This is a genomic window from Stenotrophomonas maltophilia complex sp. Om-AH-Sm3 (assembly GCF_059337855.1).
Genome location: NZ_JBYBLQ010000011.1, coordinates 50,525 through 68,035 on the forward strand (window position 1 = coordinate 50,525; position 17,511 = coordinate 68,035).

Annotated in this window: 12 protein-coding genes; 8 read left to right on the forward strand and 4 right to left on the reverse strand. The window is 67.9% G+C overall.

Features of this window, described 5'->3' with window-relative positions; genetic code table 11:
* Positions 1-24: 24 nt before the first annotated feature.
* From AC10QF_RS14200 to AC10QF_RS14210, 3 genes are read left to right on the forward strand one after another with little or no spacing between them, the layout of a single operon-like run.
* On the forward strand, positions 25-5,412 hold the full coding sequence (locus AC10QF_RS14200) for a DNA repair ATPase (protein WP_494542404.1): 5,388 nt from the start codon (positions 25-27) through the stop codon (positions 5,410-5,412).
* Positions 5,409-6,116, forward strand: coding sequence for a hypothetical protein (locus AC10QF_RS14205; RefSeq protein WP_005417958.1), 708 nt, complete (start codon positions 5,409-5,411; stop codon positions 6,114-6,116). The genes AC10QF_RS14200 and AC10QF_RS14205 overlap by 4 nt, the downstream gene beginning before the upstream one ends.
* A gap of 44 nt (positions 6,117-6,160) precedes the next feature.
* Positions 6,161-7,270 carry a toxic anion resistance protein gene (locus tag AC10QF_RS14210; protein ID WP_111178010.1) on the forward strand — a complete coding sequence of 370 codons (1,110 nt, stop codon included), beginning with the start codon at positions 6,161-6,163 and terminating at the stop codon, positions 7,268-7,270.
* A gap of 71 nt (positions 7,271-7,341) precedes the next feature.
* On the opposite strand, the gene AC10QF_RS14215 is transcribed toward AC10QF_RS14210, so the two are convergent.
* On the reverse strand, positions 7,342-8,229 hold the full coding sequence (locus AC10QF_RS14215; protein ID WP_494542405.1) for a LysR family transcriptional regulator: 888 nt from the start codon (positions 8,227-8,229) through the stop codon (positions 7,342-7,344).
* 96 nt (positions 8,230-8,325) lie between these two features.
* Here AC10QF_RS14215 and trpB point away from each other — a divergent pair, with 96 nt between their 5' ends.
* The 5 genes from trpB to glmM all read left to right on the forward strand — a co-directional run bounded on the left by trpB (position 8,326) and on the right by glmM (position 13,491).
* On the forward strand, positions 8,326-9,543 hold the full coding sequence (trpB, locus tag AC10QF_RS14220; RefSeq protein WP_494542406.1) for a tryptophan synthase subunit beta: 1,218 nt from the start codon (positions 8,326-8,328) through the stop codon (positions 9,541-9,543).
* Positions 9,540-10,229, forward strand: coding sequence for a hypothetical protein (locus AC10QF_RS14225; protein ID WP_155029900.1), 690 nt, complete (start codon positions 9,540-9,542; stop codon positions 10,227-10,229). Before trpB ends, AC10QF_RS14225 begins: the two co-directional genes overlap by 4 nt.
* Position 10,230: 1 nt before the next feature.
* On the forward strand, positions 10,231-11,040 hold the full coding sequence (gene trpA, locus AC10QF_RS14230; protein ID WP_019660594.1) for a tryptophan synthase subunit alpha: 810 nt from the start codon (positions 10,231-10,233) through the stop codon (positions 11,038-11,040).
* Between the two features lie 214 nt (positions 11,041-11,254).
* Entirely contained in the window at positions 11,255-12,130 is an 876-nt protein-coding gene (accD, locus tag AC10QF_RS14235) for an acetyl-CoA carboxylase, carboxyltransferase subunit beta (RefSeq protein WP_155029899.1), read from the forward strand.
* On the forward strand, positions 12,130-13,491 hold the full coding sequence (glmM, locus tag AC10QF_RS14240) for a phosphoglucosamine mutase (protein ID WP_111102200.1): 1,362 nt from the start codon (positions 12,130-12,132) through the stop codon (positions 13,489-13,491). Before accD ends, glmM begins: the two co-directional genes overlap by 1 nt.
* Positions 13,492-13,570: 79 nt before the next feature.
* Here the strand turns inward: glmM and AC10QF_RS14245 are convergent, their stop codons facing one another.
* From AC10QF_RS14245 to AC10QF_RS14255, 3 genes are read right to left on the reverse strand one after another with little or no spacing between them, the layout of a single operon-like run.
* A complete protein-coding gene (locus tag AC10QF_RS14245; protein WP_021203418.1) occupies positions 13,571-14,428 on the reverse strand; it encodes a polysaccharide deacetylase family protein in 858 nt (285 codons plus the stop codon).
* Positions 14,421-15,566 (reverse strand): glycosyltransferase family 4 protein, encoded by a 1,146-nt coding sequence (locus tag AC10QF_RS14250; protein ID WP_058981121.1) that lies wholly within the window; start codon positions 15,564-15,566, stop codon positions 14,421-14,423. Before AC10QF_RS14250 ends, AC10QF_RS14245 begins: the two co-directional genes overlap by 8 nt.
* A gap of 20 nt (positions 15,567-15,586) precedes the next feature.
* Complete coding sequence (locus tag AC10QF_RS14255) at positions 15,587-17,473, reverse strand: DUF3413 domain-containing protein (protein ID WP_494542407.1); 1,887 nt, start codon at positions 17,471-17,473, stop codon at positions 15,587-15,589.
* Between the last annotated feature and the right edge of the window lie 38 nt (positions 17,474-17,511).

Here is a 17,511-nt window from a genome sequence, read left to right on the forward strand (position 1 = left end):
CGCCCGTGAGCCGGAAACCTGCTGATGTCTGAAACCCATCCGTCCGCCGAATCCACTGCGCCGGAGGCCGGCGGTAGCACCGTCGACCAGGCTGTCGCCCAGGGCGGTGCCTACGAAGTCCTGCGTCGCCGCCTGGCCGAGCAGGGCCAGCGCCTGCAGGGCCTGGCCGAAACGCTCAACCGCCAGCGCCTGGCCGAGTTCGGCGACAGCCGCCTGGAGGTGGTCGGGCGTTTCCGCATCCGCAGCGAGAACAACTGCGTCGGCCGTGACATCGTGCAGGTGGGTCCGGACCGCCTGCTGTTCGGCTACAACGTATTCATCGGGCTGAAGACCCAGACCCGCATCGAAGATGTGTTCGGCCTGTACCGGCTGGTGCAGGGCAACGACGGCTACGACGTCGCTGCGCTCGAGCTGAAGGGCAGCTTCCTCGACCAGCCCGGCTTCGTGCACGATTTCAACGAGCTGTATGCCTACTACAAGCACGCGCGCCTGCTGCAGCTGATCGTGGTCGGCGACAAGCTGCTGGCCTCGTTCCAGATCGGCGAGCGCAGCAGCGACGTGCGCGTGTTCCGCTGGGCGCTGTCGCGCGAGGGCGAGCTGACCTACCTGGATGCGCGCGGTGAGCGCGATATCGCACTGCCGCCGCCGTTCGACTTCGAATGGACCCGGGCGACCCGCGACCTCGCGGTCAACGGCCGCCACTCGCACCTGAACATCCTCGACACCCTGTTCGTTGAGACCACCGGTGGCGACCTCACCATCAAGGTCGAAAACAACACCGAAACCGGACAGGGCATCTACAGTGAACCCGTGGAGGACAGCACGCAGTCGCTGGACGACGCCCAGTTCGAGTTCGCCCGGGTCGGCTCGCTGGTATTGCTGAAGGTGCTGCCGTACCGCGAGACCGAATGGCGCGGCCTGATCTACAACACGCTGACCGGCGGCATCGTGCGCAATGATGCGATCGTGCAGGCCTGCGTGCAGCTGCCCGAAGACCATGGCGTGATCTTCCCGGGTGGCTATTACCTGCAGGGCGGCGAGCACAAGGCATTTGATGCCTCGATGGCCGGCATGCAGTTCAAGCGCAGCATCCGTTCGCCAAACGGCGAGGACGTGCTGTACATCTTCTACGAGCGCGAAGGCGGGCGCTCGGCGCTGTTCGTCTACAACACCATCCAGCGCGTGCTGCAGAACCCGGTGTTCGGCCATGGCTACGCCTTGATGCAGGACGGGCGCATGGTGCTGTTCCATGCCGAGGGCAGCGAACCGACCCGCATCCATCCGATGCAGGTCTGGCAGACGCCGTTCAGCAGTGACGAGTTCGCCGCCAACCGGCCGCCCGGCAACACGTTCATGGGCCGCATCGGCAACGCCGAGCTGGTGCGCGGCATTTCCAACCTGTTCAACCTGGCGCGCGAGATCGATGGCCAGGACGTGTCGGTACAGCGCTACCAGCGCTTGGTGGCCGATACGCGGCGCCTCTTTGATGCACACCACTGGCTGGGTGACGCGGCCTGCGATGGCGCCGAGGCGCTGCTGCGGCAGATCAGCGCGACCGGCGAATCGGTGCTGGACGAGTACGAGAAGGTGCAGTCGATCCGTCAGCAATCGGCGCAGGCGATGGTGGAGGCAGAGGCCGCGCACAAGGCGCTGCTGAGCCGGCTGCAACCGCAGAACTGGAGCGAGGTGCAGGCCTTCGTCGAGGCCCTCAACGCGATCACCGCATTGCGCGGGCGGCTGCTGACCCTCCGCGAGCTGCGCTACATCGACACCGCGCGCATCGAGGCGATGACCGTCGAACTGGTGGAGGCACAGGACCGTGTTGGCGCCGCCACCGGTGACTTCCTCGCCGGCGAGGAGGCGCTGGCGCCGCTGGCCACGCGCCTGCAGGCGCTGGACGATGCCGCGCAGCAGGCACAGACGGCGCGCCAGCTGGACGAGCAGTTGGAAGGCCTGCGTGGCATGGCGTCCGACCTGGACATGCTGTCCGAGCTGATGGCCGGCCTGAAGGTGGACGATGCCACTGCCCGCACCCGCGTGGTCGAGTCGATCTCGGTGCTGTACGGTCGCCTCAACCAGGCGCGCGCGCGTGCTGACCAGCGCCGCAGGTCACTCGGTTCGGCCGAGGCCGTGGCGCAGTTCGCCGCCCAGTTCGCGCTGTTCTCGCAGTCGATCACCAGCGCGCTGGCGCTGGCCACCGACCCCGAACGTGCCGACGAGCAGTTGTCGCGCCTGCTGGTCCAGCTGGAAGATCTGGAGAGCCAGTTCGGCGAACACGAGCAGTTCCTCGGCGACATCCTGAGCAAGCGCGAAGAGCTGGTCGAGGCCTTCGAAACGCACAAGCAGGCCTTGCTGGATGACCGCCAGCGCAAGGCGCGTTCGGTACTGGATGCGGCCAATCGGATCCTCGACGGCCTGGCCAGGCGCACCGAGCGCTTCGCCACCGCCGATGAGCTCAACGCGTTCTTTGCCGGCGATCCTCTGATCCTCAAGCTGCGTGAGCTGGCCGAGCGCCTGCGCACGCTGCACGACAACGTCAAGGCCGACGACATCGAGGCGCGGCTGAAGGGCGTGCGTGACCAGGCGGTGCGCCAGCTGCGCGACCGCAGTGACCTGTACGAAGCCGGCGGCAACGTGGTGCGGCTGGGCCCGCGCCATCGCTTCAGCGTCAATACGCAGGCACTGGACCTGACCCTGTTGCCGCGTGGCGATACGTTGGCCATCCATCTGACCGGCACCGACTTCCTGGAGACCCTGCACGACCCGGAGCTGGACGCACTCAAGCCGTTCTGGCCGGTCACCCTCGACTCGGAATCGCCCACGCTGTATCGCGGCGAGTACCTGGCCGGCAGCCTGCTGCTGGCCGCGCAGGAGGGGCGCGACGGCCTCGATCTGGCTGCGCTGCAGCACGACGTCGCGAACCCGGAAGCGCTGGATCAGCGCGTGCGTGCGTTTGCCGCACCACGCTATCGCGAAGGCTACGAGCGCGGCATCCATGACCACGATGCGGCACTGATCCTGCGTGCGCTACTGCCTTTGCAGCAGGCGGCCGGCAGCCTGCGCCATGCACCGCGGGTGCGTGCGCTGGCGTTGCTGTTCTGGGCCGCCGAGCAGCGGCGCGAAGCGGTGGCGCAATGGCCGGCGCGGCAGGTGGGCGCCGAGGCGCTGGCACGCCTGCTGGGGTCCGACGAAGGGCGTCTGGCGTTGCGCACAGAAATGGCCGAGGCGCTGCTGGCGTATGCGCAGTCCCACGCGTTGCCGTTCGATGCCGATGCCGCGGAGGCTGCATCCGCCTATCTGGGCGAAGAACTGGCGGCGGGCGATCCGGTGTTCAGCAGCAGCCGCCATGCGGTGGCGCTGCTGGAGGCATTGGCCCAGCAGCTGGAGCAGGCGGGGCAGCGTGAGGCGGTCGAGCGTGCCCTGCAGCGCGGCCAGGATCCACTGGCTACGCGTTGGTCATTGGCTGGGCAGTGGCTGCGCGCAGTGGCGCGGATGCCGGCGCATGCCCAGCATGCCGGCTATGTCGACGAAGCCGCCGCGTTGCTGCTGGTGCAGCGCCAGTTGCGCACCCGTACCAGCGATGCCGCACTGCAGGCGGAGGTCAATGGCCTGCTGGGTGAACACGCACGCATCAGCAATGGCACGCTGGTGGTATCGCTGGATGATTTCCTGGCGCGCCTGCAGCGGCACCTGCGTCATTTCCTGCCAGCGTTCCATGCCTACCAGGCGCTGCGCCAGGGCATCATCGGTCGCGAGCGCGAGACCCTGCGGCTTTCCGAGTTCAAGGCGCGGCCGCTGTCCTCGTTCGTACGCAACAAGCTGATCAACGATGTCTACCTGGGCGTGATCGGTGACAACCTGGCCAAGCAGATGGGCACGGTCGGCGAGAACAAGCGCAGCGATCTGATGGGCCTGCTGATGATGATTTCGCCCCCGGGCTATGGCAAGACCACGCTGATGGAATACGTGGCGCACCGGCTGGGCCTGGTCTTCATGAAGATCAACGGCCCGGCGCTGGGCCACGAGGTGCGCTCGCTGGACCCGGCCCAGGCACCGGACGCGACCTCGCGGCAGGAGCTGGAGAAGCTCAACCTGGCGCTGGAAATGGGCAACAACACCATGCTGTATGTGGACGACATCCAGCACACCCATCCCGAGTTCCTGCAGAAGTTCATCTCGCTGTGCGATGGCACCCGCCGTATCGAGGGTGTGTGGCGCGGTCGCACACGCACCTACGACATGCGCGGCAAGAAGTTCTGCGTGGTGATGGCCGGCAACCCGTACACCGAGTCCGGCGAGGTGTTCAAGATTCCGGACATGCTGGCCAACCGTGCCGACATCTACAACCTCGGTGACGTGCTCGGTGGCATGGAGGCCGCCTTCACCCTCAGCTACATCGAGAACAGCCTGACCTCCAATCCGGTGCTGGCGCCGCTGGCCACGCGCGACATGGCCGACCTGTATGTGCTGGTCGACCGCGCGATGGGCAAGGAGGTCTCCACCAACAGCCTCAGCCACGCCTACAGCAGCGCGGAGATCAACGAGATCACCGCCACCCTGCAGCGCATGCTGCGTGTGCGCGACGTGGTCTACCGGGTCAACCAGCAGTACATCGCCAGCGCCGCACAGGACGACCGCTACCGCACCGAGCCGCCGTTCCGCCTGCAGGGCAGCTACCGCAACATGAACAAGCTGGCCGAGAAGATCTCCCCGGTGATGAACGAGGACGAACTGCAGCAGTTGATCTCCGACCACTACCTGGGCGAGGCGCAGCTGCTGACCACCGGCGCCGAAGAGAACCTGTTGAAGCTGGCCGAACTGCGCGGCGTACTGGATGACACGCAGGCGCAGCGCTGGGCGCAGATCAAGCGCGACTTCCTGCGCAACAAGGCCATGGGTGCCGACGACAGCGATGTCGGCGGGCGCGTGGTGGCGCAGCTGGCCGATATCGCCACCGCGCTGCAGCTGCCATCGCCCGCGCCGGAAGCGATCCCCGTTGCGGACCCGGCGCCGTGGCCGGCGCTGCTGGAGGCCCTGCATCGGCTTTCAGAGGCGCGTCCGGCCGCTGCGCCGGCGCCGGTCGCGGCAGCCCCCGGCGTGCCGGCCACGGCCTTGGCCGAAGACCTGCAGGCGGGCCTGGCGCCGCTGGTGGAGCTGCTGGCGGCATCGCAGGCGCAGCAGGTGCAGGTGTCGCAGACCCTGGCCGCGTTCGCCGGCTGGGCGCGACAGCAGGTCGAGCGGGGCACGCCGAGCGCTGGGGTGGCGCAGCGCGCGCGCGTGCGCCGCGCCGCGACGCCGGAGGAGCGGGCGCTGGATGAGGCGCTGATGCGCCACTTCTACGGCGAGTCATTGCCACCGGAAGACGGCGATGGCATGCCGGCATCCACGCCGAAGCCGCCGCCGCTGCCGTGACCACGCGCGTGCCACTGCCGCCACCGATGCTGCCGGATACGGTCGATGTCGCTGCGCTGGCCGACTATGGTGCGCCGTTGCTGCAGGCGCTGGCGCGGCGCGAAACGCCGTTGCCACCGGATGCGGGCGAGCGCTTGGTGGCTGCGCTTGCGCGCATCGCGCTGGCCCTGCAGGCCGGCAACCCGGCGCAGATCCGGCAGCAGGAAGGCTGGTGGGGACGGCTGCTGGGGCGCGATGTCGCTCGCGAAGCAGAAGGGCACGCGCTGCAGTCGCAGCTGGGCGTACTGGCCCTGCAGGCGCGTGAGCAGGCCCAGCACCTGCAGCAGCACATGCAGCTGCGGGCCATGGCCATCGTTGAGCATTCCGCGGCGGCCGCGGCGCTGGACGGCTGGGCCGAACTGGCTGCGTCGCGGCTGACGACGCTGGATAGCGCCGGTCAGGCCGCGCTGTCGCATCGGCTGGACCATCTTCGCCGGCTGGCCTCGCTGCGCCGCCTGGAAGCCGGTCAATGGCAGCTGCTGCAGGACCAGGACAACATGCTGCTGCAACGCTTCGCGCGCATCCATGACGTGCTGCTGCCGGCCTGGCGGCAGGCTGTACTGGCGGGCCAGGCCGCTGCGGGCGCTGCGTTGGCTGGCAAGGCTGCCACGTTGCACGCACAGATCGATGACGAGGTGGCCGCGGCTCAGGCTAGACTGCCTTGAGCCGGCCGCCGCTGCCGCTTACCCAACTGCAAGGAGACTGCCCGATGACCCAGGACAGCCAGACCCCCGGTGCCCTCGTACCCGGCACGACCACCGCCACTGCGCTCGATGAAGGTGCACTGCAGGCGCTTGGGCTGGTCCGCGAGGATCTGCCGCGCATCGCCGAGATCCGTCTGGAACTGGACGATCTGCGCCCGGGCAACCTGCAGGTGTTCGGCCGCGAAGCGGCCACGCGCACCGCAGCGTTCTCCAGCCAGTTGCTGGACCAGGTGCGCAATCGTGACCTGGATGCCAGTGGCGAGAAGCTGGGCGAAGTGGTGCGCATCGCGCGCAGCCTGAAGCTGGATGGCTTCGCGCAGCGATCGAAGGTGCCGGTGATCGGTGGCCTGATTGATCGCATGCGCGCCTCCAAGGACGAGCTGGTGCAGAAGTTCAGCGACACCAATGCGCAGATCGAACAGCTGCTGGCCGACGTCGGCGTGCAGCAGGCGTTGATGGGCAAGCGCGTGGGGGAGTTCGACCGCATGCACGATATCGTCCGCGAAGAACGTCGTGCGCTCGGACTGTATGCGGCAGCGGGCAAGCAGCGGCTGGCCGAACTGCAGGCCGAACAGCTGGCCGGGCAGGGCAGTGAGGACCCCCAGCAGCGCATCCGCCAGGGCGAGATCGACAATGCGATCCGGTTGATCGAGAAGCGCGTGTCCGACCTGCAGCTGATGCAGCACGCCGCCGACCAGTCGCTGCCGATGATCCGCCTGATCCAGGCCAACGCACTGCAGCTGATCGAGAAGTTCAACACCGTCCGCGACATCACCATTCCGTCGTGGAAGCGCCAGTTCGCCATCCAGCTCTCGCTGGGCGAACAGAAGGCTGCGGTCGAACTGTCCACGGCCATCGATGACGCCACCAACGAACTGATGCGTCGCAATGCCGACCTGCTGCGTCAGGCCTCGGTGGATACCGCGCGCAGCAACCAGCGCGGCGTGATCGACGTGGCCACGCTGCGCCATGTGCACGACCAGCTGATCGCCACAGTGGAAGAAGTGCGCAGCATCCATCGCGAAGGGATGCAGCAGCGGCAGCAGGCCGAAGTCGAGCTGTCGCGCCTGCGCGAAGACCTGCAGCAGCGCCTGGCCACACCGACCGCCAGCTGAAAAAAGGGGACGGAGGGAATTAAGTCGTTTGTGCCACTTGCGACTTAATCCCCTCCGTCCCCTTTTTGTTGTCAGCGGAGTTGCTGGCCCAGCCAGTCGGCGAGCGCATCCACGCGCGCATCAGGTGGTCCGTCCGGTCGCGCCAGCACCCAGAAACCACCGGTGGCGGCAAACCCCCACGGCGCGACCAGTCGCCCGGCGGCCAGGTCCTCGGCCACCAGTGGCTCGGGTGCGATCGCCGGACCCAGCCCGGCCACCGCTGCCTCCAGCAGGTAGTACAGATGCTCGAAGGCCGTACCCAGCTGCAGCTTCGCGGGGTCCAGAGCGTGCGCCTGCGCCCACGCCGGCCACGCCTGCGGCCGTGAGCTGGTGTGCAGCAGCGTTTCCTGCAGCAGCGCCGAGGGCGGTACATGCCGCAGGCGCTGCGCGGCCGGATGCGAGGGGGCCACCACCACGCCGACCCGTTCCGGGGCCAGCTCACGCACCTGCCAGCCGCGGGGCCACGGCCCCTGCGCCAGCAGCAATACCGCATCCAGTGCCGCCTGTGCCTCGGTGAAGCTGCCATCCAGCGCTGACCATTGCAGGCGCACGCCGGGCAGGGCGGCCTGCAGCACGGGCAGGCGCGGAATCATCCAGCGTGCCAGTACGCTGCCGCTGCAGCCCAGTACCAGTGCTGGGGAGGCCGCGGGCCGCCGCAGCTCGCGCACGCAGCCTTCGATCCCGGCGAAGGCCTCGCTGCACGCTGCCTGCAGGCGCGTGCCCGCAGCGGTCAGGCGCAGGCCGCGACCGGCACGCTGGAACAGCGCCAGGCCGAGGTGATCCTCCAGCAGCTTCAGTTGTCGGCTGACCGCGCCGTGGGTGACGTGCAGGTCCTGTGCGGCGCGCCCGACGCCGCCAAGGCGGGCAGTGGCTTCGAACGCGCGCAGCGCATTGAGGGGAGGCAGCAGGGAGCGGCTCACGTGAGATTTCCTGACGATATGTGCCAGATAATATCCATTTTCCGGTCATGACCCGTGCGCTAGAGTATCCACCTGTCTGAACCACCGGTCGTATCCATGTTTGCCTCCCCCATTGCCGACTACCACGCCTTCCCGGATGCCCAGGGCCACTTCGGCCGCTACGGTGGCAGCTTCGTTGCCGAAACCCTGGTCGGCCCGCTGCAGGAACTGGCCCAGGCCTATGACCAGGCCCGCCAGGACCCCGCGTTCCAGGCGGCCTATGACCGCGACCTGGCGCACTACGTGGGCCGGCCGAGCCCGATCTATCACGCCCAGCGCCTGAGCGATCACGTCGGCGGCGCGCAGATCCTGCTCAAGCGCGAGGACCTGAACCACACCGGTGCGCACAAGATCAACAACACCATCGGCCAGGCACTGCTGGCCGCACGCATGGGCAAGAAGCGCATCATCGCTGAGACCGGTGCCGGCCAGCATGGCGTGGCCAGTGCCACCGTTGCCGCGCGTCTGGGCCTGGAATGCGTGGTCTACATGGGCGCCACCGACATCGAGCGGCAGAAGATCAACGTCTACCGCATGAAGCTGCTCGGTGCGACGGTGGTGCCGGTCACCTCCGGTTCGGCCACTTTGAAGGACGCGCTCAACGAAGCGATGCGCGACTGGGTGACCAATGTGCAGGACACCTTCTACATCATCGGTACGGTCGCCGGTCCGGATCCCTACCCGCGCATGGTGCGCGACTTCAATGCCATCGTCGGCCGCGAAGCGCGTGAGCAGATGCTGGCCGAGTACGGCCGCCTGCCCGATGCGATCACCGCCTGCGTCGGCGGCGGCAGCAACGCCATCGGCCTGTTCCACGCCTTCCTCAACGATCGCCAGGTCGAGATCGTCGGCGCCGAAGCCGCCGGTGATGGCATCAGTACCGGTCGCCATGCCGCCTCCATCGCGGCAGGCCGCCCCGGCGTGCTGCACGGCAACCGCACGTACGTGCTGTGCGACGATGACGGCCAGATCATCGAGACCCATTCGGTGTCGGCCGGCCTGGACTATCCGGGCGTCGGCCCGGAGCACGCGTTCCTGGCCGATACCGGCCGCGCGCGCTACCTCGGCATCACCGACGAGGAAGCGCTGCAGGCCTTCCATCTGCTGGCGCATACCGAGGGCATCCTGCCCGCGCTGGAATCCAGCCATGCGCTGGCACAGGCAATCAAGCTGGCGCGTGAGCGTCCGCGTGACCAGATCGTGCTGTGCAACCTGTCCGGCCGCGGCGACAAGGACGTGCACACCATCGCCGCGCGCGAAGGGCTTGTGCTGTGAATCACGTGCTGCGCCACGGCGGGGCGCTGGTGCTGGTGATCGGCATGGGCGGCTGCACGCCGCCCGATCCACCGGTGCTTGCCCCGGCGCCGGCCGCCCCCGCGGCGATCGCCCCGGCACGCGAACCGGCCAGCAACGACGATGAGGCCGCACATCGCCCGATCGAGGGCGCGGCGATGTTCACGGCAGGCGATGGCGGCGAGGACCAGGCGGCCCGGGCGGTGGTGTCGGTGGCCCTGGACCATGCCGGTGAGGTGCTGATCGGCCAGCCCTTCAGCGAACTGCAGGGCGAGGCGCAGTGGCACTCGGCCGGGCTGGGCGAGTCGACCGCTGGGCGTTGCGAGTACTACGAGCGCGGCACGCTGCCCGAGGGCGTGGCGATGATGGTGCAGGACGGCGACGTGGTGCGCTTCGACCTGGCCCCCATCGACGATTCCGGCCAGGTGGTGCTGCAGCCGGGGCCGTTCGGCCTTCATCTGGGCATGCCACGCGCGCAGGCACTCCAGCAGTTGCCCAAGGGCGTTTCCACGCAACCCTATGGTGATGATGCGGAGGCCGGCGAGAGCCTGCTCTGGCAGGACCCCGGTTCCGACCTGGCGATCCGTGTGGAGATCGTCGACGGCACCATCTCCCGAATGTACTGGGGCGCCAGCGGCGCCGTTGACCTGATCGAAGGATGTACCTGACATGTCCGTATCCCGACTCGATGCCTGCTTCCAGCGCCTGCGCGAACAGCAGCGCAAGGCGCTGATTCCCTTCATCACCGCAGGTGATCCCTCGCTGGAAGCCACCGTGCCGGTCATGCACGCGCTGGTCGATGCTGGTGCCGACGTGATTGAACTGGGCGTGCCGTTCTCCGATCCGATGGCCGATGGCCCGACCATCCAGCGTAGTTCCGAACGCGCGCTGGCGCGGGGAGCCGGCAGCCGCTATGTGCTGCAGGCGGTGGCGCAGTTCCGGGAGCGTGATGCGCACACCCCGGTGGTGCTGATGGGCTACCTGAACCCGGTGGAGATCCACGGCTACGCTGCCTTCGCCGGGGCGGCCGTGCAGGCTGGCGTGGACGGGGTGCTGCTGGTCGACCTTCCGCCGGAAGAAGCCGTTGAAGCGCAGCAGGCCTTCGATGCAGCGGGCCTGGCGCTGGTCCTGCTGGCGTCGCCGACCACCAGCCAGGCGCGTGCCGACAAGCTGCTGGCCCTGGCCCGTGGTTACCTTTATTACGTCAGCTTTGCCGGCGTGACCGGCGCCTCCGAGCGCCTGGACAGCGACGCCGCCAGCGCCCGCCTGCAGGCGTTGCGCGCGCGCGCCTCGGTGCCGGTGGTGGCGGGCTTCGGCATCAAGGACGCCGGCAGTGCCGCAGCCATGGCCCGCCAGGCGGATGGCGTGGTGGTCGGAAGTGCGCTGGTGGCGGCGCTGGCCGAAGCGGGCTCGGCTGAAGACGCGGCCCAGCGTGCGCGGGCGTTCCTCGCCCCGCTGCGGCAGGCGCTGGACGCGTAGCGGTAATGCTGGCCGCTGGCCGGCATCGTCCGTACCCACCCGCGTGCAGGGCCGCCGGCCAGCGGCCGGCACCGCGCAGCACCTAAACGTACGTCCCAGCATGGTTTTTCCGGCTGCCCCGTAGCTGGCAAGGGGGTGCACGGCCGGGGAAAGCGGAGCTAGACTGTCCGCCTTTGCGGCCCATGGGCCGCCCTGAACGGAAGTGTCCTCCCGCATGAGTTGGCTCAGCAAGTTGATGCCGTCCGGCATCCGCACCGACAACACCCCCAGCAAGAAGCGCAGTGTCCCCGAGGGCCTGTGGGAAAAGTGCAGCAACTGCGGCAGCGCGTTGTACCGTCCGGAACTGGAAGAGAACCTGGAGGTCTGCCCGAAGTGCGGCCACCACATGGCGATCCGCGCGCGTGCGCGCCTGGCGGCCCTGTTCGACGCCGACAGCACCACCGAGATCGGTGCGCGCCTGGGACCGACCGACCTGCTCAAGTTCAAGGATCAGAAGAAGTACAGCGAGCGCATCAAGATCGCGCAGAAGAACACCGGCGAATACGACGCGCTGATCGCCATGCGCGGCCTGCTCAAGGGCCGTGCGCTGGTCGCCTCGTCGTTCGACTTCGCCTTCATGGGGGGCTCGATGGGCTCGGTGGTGGGCGAGCGTTTCGCGCTGGCCGCAGAAACCGCGGTCGAGATCGGTGCGCCTTACGTGTGCTTCTCGCAGAGTGGCGGCGCGCGCATGCAGGAAGGCCTGTTCTCGCTGATGCAGATGGCCAAGACCTCCGCTTCGCTGGGTAAGCTGCGTGAAGCCGGGCTGCCGTACATCTCGGTGCTGACTCATCCGACCACCGGCGGCGTTTCGGCGTCGTTCGCGATGCTGGGCGACATCAACATCGCCGAACCGCAGGCACTGATCGGCTTCGCCGGCCCGCGCGTGATCGAGCAGACCGTGCGCGAGAAGCTGCCGGAAGGTTTCCAGCGTTCGGAGTTCCTGCTGGAGCACGGTGCCATCGACCAGATCTGCGATCGCCGCGAACTGCGCGACCGCCTGTCCGATCTGCTCGCCATGCTGGGTCGGCAGCCCGCGCCGCAGGTAGCCTGATGGGTGCCCGCAAGTACTTCGGCACGGACGGCATCCGTGGCCGGGTCGGGCAGGGCGTGATCTCGGCCGACTTCGTGCTGCGCCTGGGCAATGCGCTGGGCCGTGTCCTGCTCGCCCAGCGTGGCCAGGACGGACGCCGGCCGATCGTGGTGATCGGCAAGGACACCCGCATTTCCGGCTACATGTTCGAGGCGGCGCTGGAGGCCGGCCTGGTCGCCGCCGGTGCCGACGTGCAGCTGCTGGGTCCGATGCCGACCCCGGCGGTGGCGTTCCTGACCCGCACGCTGGGCGTGGACGCCGGCATCGTCATCAGCGCCTCGCACAACCCGCATTACGACAACGGCATCAAGTTCTTCTCGGCCCAGGGCGAGAAGCTCGACGATGCCACCGAGCTGGCCCTGGAGGCGGCGCTGGACGTTCCGTTCACCACCGCCGAATCGGAAAAGCTGGGCAAGGCATTCCGTGCACGCGAAGCGGTCGGCCGCTACATCGAATTCTGCAAGGCCAGCGTGCCGCGCACATTCGATCTGCGTGGCCTGCGCCTGGTGCTGGATTGCGCGCATGGTGCCACCTACCAGATCGCGCCGCTGCTGTTCCGCGAACTGGGTGCCGAGGTGATCGGCATCGGCGCCGAGCCCAATGGCATCAACATCAACGCCGGCGTGGGCTCCACCCATATCGACAACCTTGCGGCCAAGGTCCGCGAGACCGGCGCCGATCTCGGTATCGCCTTCGATGGTGATGGCGACCGCGTGCTGATGGCCGACGACCAGGGCAACCCGGTCGATGGCGACGACCTGCTGTACATCCTGGCCCGTGCCTGGAAGGCCGAAGGCCGCCTGCGCGGCCCGGTGGTCGGCACGCTGATGAGCAACTATGGCATCGAGAAGGCCCTCGCCGACCTGCAGATTCCATTCGTGCGCAGCAATGTCGGCGATCGCTACGTGCACCAGGCGCTGATCGAAGGCGGTGGTGTGCTCGGCGGTGAAGCCTCCGGCCACCTGCTGTGCCTGGACCGCGCCACCACGGGGGACGGCATCGTCAGCGCCCTGCAGGTGCTGGTCGCGCTGCGCAACAGTGGGCAGACCCTGCGCCAGGCGCTGAAGGGCCTTGTGCGGGTACCGCAGAAGACCGTGAACGTGCGTCTGGGCAATGTCCCGGCCAAGACTGCGGTGCAGTCTGAAAGCGTGCAGTCCGCGCTGGCTGTGGCGCAGCAGGCTGTCGCCGGCCGTGGCCGCGCGTTCCTGCGCCCGTCCGGTACCGAGCCGGTGGTGCGGGTCACGGTCGAGGCCGATGACGCCACGCTGATGCAGGACACGCTGGACCGCCTGTCCGCAGCGGTGCGTGAAGCCGCTGCCTGAAGCGCGTGCACATTCGCACCAACGAAAAACGCCCCGCAAAGCCGGGGCGTTTTTCATTCAACCGGCAGGGGCGTGGTGCTTATGGCCCCGGCACCATCTTCTTCTGGCGCGCTTTGAAGCCATTGAACAGTGGCGCGATCAGCGGGTTGTAGCTCTGCGCGATGCGCTTGCGCAGCCAGCTGGCCGGGCGGTTGCGGATCGCGAAGCGGTAGATCCGCTCCGGATCACCGCCGACCACGTTGCGGCCGAACGGGTGGGTGGTGTGCAGGTAGCGGAAGCCCTGCTCGCGTGCCACCTCGATGTGGTCCTGGTCGAAATCGCCGTAGGGCCAGCACAGCGTATCGGACACCTCGCCGAGCTTGTCCTGCAGGACGTCGCGCGAGATCGCCAGATCCCGGCTGAGGCCCGCACGGCGCTGCGCACGGTCCAGATCGTCGCGGCGCAGCCAGCGGGTGTGGGTGTGGGTATGGCAATGCACTTCGAAGGTGCCGGCGGCAATGGCTGCGCGTGCTTCGCTCCAGCGCATCATCACGTCGTCGCTGCGGTCCTGCTCGTAGATCGCCGCTTCGCAGCCACGATGGTCCGGCGTCGACGGCAGTGCCGCGCCGGCAATGCCGGCGTGCGGACGTTCCGGGCCTTCGCCCATCCAGCCGGTGACCACGAACACCACCGCGTGCATGCCGTACTTCTGCAGGATCGGGTGCGCATACACCCAGTTGTCGAGATAGCCATCGTCGAAGGTGATGACGATCGACTTGCGCGGCACCGGCTTGCCGGCCAGGAAGCCGGCGTACTGCTCCAGCGTCAGTGAGGTCCAGCCATTGGCTGCCAGCCACGCAATCTGGCTTTCGAAGTTCTCCGGCGACACGGTGATCATGCCCGGCGAAGGGCTGACGTGGTGGTGCATCAGCACCGGAACGGTTCGTGCATCAGCCATGTCCCAGCTCCTTCAGCCACTGGTGGTAGTAGTGTTCGGTCGCTTCACCGTGGCCGTCCGGCGTGAAGCGATGTGCGCCGTGCATCCACTCCCAGCCAGCGCGCCCCATCTGCCGTCGCCGTTCCGGGTCGTCCACCAGCAGGCGCAATGCACCTGTCAGGGCGGCATTGTCACCCAAACGGGTGAGAATCGCATTGCTGCCATCGATCACCATTTCCGGCACGCCGCCCACCCGCGTGGCGACGATCGGTACGCCCACGTAGGCCGCTTCCAGGAATACGGTGCCGGCCGCTTCCTTGTGCGAAGCCAGTGCGAAGATGTCGAAGCCGGCCATCAGCCTGCAGGCTCCATCGCGGTAGCCGAGCAGGTGGACCTGGCGCTGCAGCCCGTGCTCGGCGCACATCGCCTGCAGTCGTTCCGTCACGGCCTGGCCATCACCGACAATCACCAGGTGAAGGTCCGGGTTGGCTTTGCACAGCGGCACCATCGCCTGCAGCAGGTCGGCATGGCCTTTGGGCTCACGCAGCACGGCCACGCAGCCGACCACGATGTCCTGCTCGCCGAAGCCAAGCTCGGCACGCACTTCCGCGCGTACGTCCTGCAGGCACTGCCAAGGATCGGCCTTGCGGATATCACTCCAGCGTGGAGGCACCGCGATCGGCGGCACGATACCAATGCGCTCGGCTGGAATGCCGCGGTCGACCAGCAGTTGCTTGACGAAGCTGCTGACGGTCAGCACCCGGTGTGGAAGCTTGGTATAGGTCAGCAACGAGTTGACCGGGCTCATCAGATGGCGCGAGCGCACCACCAGCGGCGTGCCGCCCAGGCGTGCACCGGCGGCGGCGATCAGCGCATCGCGGCGGCTGGTGGTATTGACCACGTCGAAGCGTTCGCGGCGCACCAGCCGCGATACCGACCACATGCCGCGCAGCAGGCGTGCCAGGCCGCCCATGCGCAGCGTATGCACGGTGAATCCGTCCTCGCGTGCCAGTGTGGCCAGGCGTGCATCGGGCTGGCACAGCAATGACACCTCATGGCCACGCGCGCGCATCACCTGCATGTGCCGGAAGATGTAGATCTCCTGCCCGCCCATTCCCTTGGCGGCTTCGGTATGCAGGATGCGCAGAGGACGGTTCATGCAGGATCGGTCCTTGAAGATCAGCGGTTGCGGAAGCGGGTCAGCGCTTCCCATGCAGAGCGGATGGCTGTTGCGTCCGGAGCCTGCTGCGGCAGCGGGCGGTAGTGCCGGTCGAGCGCGGTCGCGTTGCCGAACTTGTCGAATACGTAGATGGCATCGCCATGGCGTACAGCGCGTTGCGACCAGCTCTCCACCACCAGTGCACGTTCGCTGGCGGCGGGCGTGGCCAGCAGGTCCTGGCCGGTACTGAAGTCCGTCAATGCGTTCTCGCAGCCCAGCGCATGGCGCATCAGCGTCGGTACCCAGTCTTCGTGCGAGCTGGTGCGGACGTCGCGGCCAGCGGCCCTGCCTGGCCAATGCAGCACGAACGGGACCTGCAGCTGGTAATCGGAGAAGTTGCCGTTGTGGCCCCAGTAGTTCAGCTTGAGGTCGTTGAACTCTTCGGCATGGTCACCGGTGACCAGCACGATGGTGTCCTCGGCCAGGCCCTGCGCGCGCAGGTCGTCCAGCAGCGAACCGATCAGGCTGTCGGCATAGTGCACGGCAGTGCGGTAGCGGTTGAGTTCCGGCGTCGGGTCGTGGTCCGGGCCGAAGGACAGGAAGTCGATCTCCTTGGCCATCGGCGTGGCTACTGGTGGGTAGCTGGCGGGCAGGTGGTAGCCGGCGTGGGTGGAGTCGAGGAACACGAAGCCGAACCATGGGTGCTGCGCCGCCTGGCTGCTGCGGATGTCATTCCGCAGCGCGGCGACGATGGCTGCGTCGCGCTTGTCGGGGGTCAGGGCGGAAGGGCCCTGGTGCAGCCGGTCGCGCACATCGGCAAATGCCGTGCGATCGAATTCCGGGCTGTACAACGGCGCGCTGCCGTACAGGTGCAGGTCGTAGCCCTGCTGGCCCAGCACCTGGAACAGCTGCGAGCCGCGCTGTTCGTCCAGCATGCTCTGCCAGTAGCCGCCGGGCAGGCCGTAGAGCAGGCCGAACAGGCCGTAGCGGGTGGCATTGCCGGTGCTGAAATGGCGATCGAACACGCGCGCGTCCTGCGCCAGCGCCGACGTGTTGGGCATCAGCTGCGGCGTCAGCACGTCCTGGCGCAGCGATTCCAGCACCACCATCAGCACATTGGGGCGGTGTGGGTTCTGGCAACGCAGGGGCTGGAGCGGATACAGCAGCTGCGCATGGCGCGGGTCGGGCAGGCCCGCCTGCTGTTCGCTTATGACCCCGAGCCTGCGCATGAAGCTCTTGGCGGTGATCGGCTGTGCCCAGGGCAGGTAATTCCACTGCGCGATGACGGCACGGTCGCCGCGGGCATCGTAATAGGCCGTGGCGGCTTGGCCGCCGGCCATCAGCAGCGCAACGATGGCCCACCCCTGCAGGACCCGGCGGCGGCGCGGCCGGGCGGGCAGCAGCTTCCAGCATGCCCAGGCCAACAGTCCTTCAGCCGTGAAGATGGCGGCCACCAGCAGTCCGGCCTGCAGCCAGGTCTTCCACGACAACGCGACCTGGTCCTGCAGCGCACCGCCGAACACCATGTTCACCACCATGGCATTGAGGTGAAACCGATACAGAGTGAAAACCTTTGCATCAACCAGCAACAGGCACAGCCACAGGCCCTGCAGCAGCACGGCGCTGAGGCTCAGGGGGCGTGCGCTGCGCGGCCAAAGGCCCATCAGCAGCGGCAGCAGGCCGGCGAGGGCGCCGAATGCCAGCAGGTGACCGGGCAGGGCAACGGCCAGATAGGCCAGGCCCACGCTGCCCCCCGGGTTGTCTGCCAGCGGTACGTTGCCGAGCGTGATCGCCATGGCCAGCAGCGCGTTGCCGGCCACGAACAGCGACCACCACGCCAGGCGGCGCCAGTGGCGTGCGGGGCCGGAGGGCAGGGCGGTGTCGGCAGAGGGAGCAGCAGGGCGCATGAGGGACTGGGGCGGCGGGTGATGCAGGCGGCGGGATC

Bases quoted from the DNA above. Each gene is read 5' to 3' on its own strand.
- glmM (WP_111102200.1), top strand. From the start codon at position 12,130: ATGGGTGCCCGCAAGTACTTCGGCACGGACGGCATCCGTGGCCGGGTC.
- AC10QF_RS14250 (WP_058981121.1), bottom strand. From the start codon at position 15,566: ATGAACCGTCCTCTGCGCATCCTGCATACCGAAGCCGCCAAGGGAATG.
- accD (WP_155029899.1), top strand. From the start codon at position 11,255: ATGAGTTGGCTCAGCAAGTTGATGCCGTCCGGCATCCGCACCGACAAC.
- AC10QF_RS14245 (WP_021203418.1), bottom strand. From the start codon at position 14,428: ATGGCTGATGCACGAACCGTTCCGGTGCTGATGCACCACCACGTCAGC.
- AC10QF_RS14255 (WP_494542407.1), bottom strand. From the start codon at position 17,473: ATGCGCCCTGCTGCTCCCTCTGCCGACACCGCCCTGCCCTCCGGCCCC.
- trpB (WP_494542406.1), top strand. From the start codon at position 8,326: ATGTTTGCCTCCCCCATTGCCGACTACCACGCCTTCCCGGATGCCCAG.
- AC10QF_RS14200 (WP_494542404.1), top strand. From the start codon at position 25: ATGTCTGAAACCCATCCGTCCGCCGAATCCACTGCGCCGGAGGCCGGC.
- trpA (WP_019660594.1), top strand. From the start codon at position 10,231: ATGTCCGTATCCCGACTCGATGCCTGCTTCCAGCGCCTGCGCGAACAG.
- AC10QF_RS14210 (WP_111178010.1), top strand. From the start codon at position 6,161: ATGACCCAGGACAGCCAGACCCCCGGTGCCCTCGTACCCGGCACGACC.